We start from the raw sequence: 1,040 nt of genomic DNA, 5'->3' as shown, positions 1-1,040 counted from the left end.
TTCCGCTCCACATCATACTCCTCGGCGAAGCCGAAGCCGCCATGCGTCTGCACGCAGGCCTCGCCCGCCGCCCAGCTCGCCTCGGCGGCGAGCATCTTGCCCATGTTCGCCTCCTCGCCGGGATTGACCCCGGCCTCGAACTTGGCGAGACCCTTGTGCACGATGGCCTCCGCCGCGCGCATCTGCGCATAGGCCTTGGCGATCGGGAACTGCACGCCCTGGTTCTGCCCGATCGGCCGACCGAACAGCACCCGCTCCTTCGCGTAGCCCACGGCCTTCTCGATGAACCACTTGGCGTCGCCGATGCATTCGCTGGCGATCAGCAGCCGCTCCGCGTTCATCCCGTCCAGGATGTAGCGGAAGCCGCGGCCCTCGACACCCACCAGGTTCTCCGCCGGAACCTCCATGTTGTCGAAGAACACCTCGCAGGAATTGTGGTTCATCATCGTGCGGATCGGCCGGATGGTCAGACCCTTGCCCAGCACCGTCCGCATGTCGACGATGAAGGTCGACAGCCCCTCCGTCTTCTTCGCCACCTGATCGCGCGGCGTCGTGCGCGCCAGCAGCAGCATCAGGTCCGAATGCTCGGCCCGGCTGGTCCAGATCTTCTGGCCGTTGACGATGTATCTGTCACCCTCGCGCCGCGCGAAGGTGCGCAGCGCGGTGGTGTCGGTCCCGCTGGTCGGCTCGGTCACGCCGAAGGCCTGCAGCCGCAACTCGCCCGACGCGATCTTCGGCAGGTACTCCTGCTTCTGGCGGTCGTTGCCGTGCCGCAGGATGGTGCCCATGATGTACATCTGCGCGTGGCAGGCGGCACCGTTGCAGCCCTGCCGCTGCACCTCCTCGAGGATCGCCGCCGCCGCCGAGAGCGGCAGGCCCGAGCCGCCGAACTCCTCCGGGATCAGCGCGGCCAGCCAGCCCGCCTCCGTCAGCGCCTGCACGAACTCCGTCGGATAACCACGCACCTCGTCCAGCTTGCGCCAGTACTCCCCAGGAAAGCGCGCGCACAGCTTCGCCACCTCCTGCCGGATCTCAGCATG

General features: G+C 67.5%; 1 protein-coding gene. It reads right to left on the bottom strand.

Annotated elements, in window-relative coordinates:
- Positions 1-1,040 (bottom strand): acyl-CoA dehydrogenase family protein (locus D9598_RS20875; RefSeq protein WP_198368403.1); only part of this gene is annotated, 1,040 nt, incomplete at both ends.

It is taken from the genome of Roseomonas sp. KE0001, assembly GCF_016107285.1.
Classification (GTDB): domain Bacteria; phylum Pseudomonadota; class Alphaproteobacteria; order Acetobacterales; family Acetobacteraceae; genus Pseudoroseomonas.
Note: the sequence above shows the minus strand (reverse complement) of the source record. Positions and strands in the feature narration are given on the sequence as shown.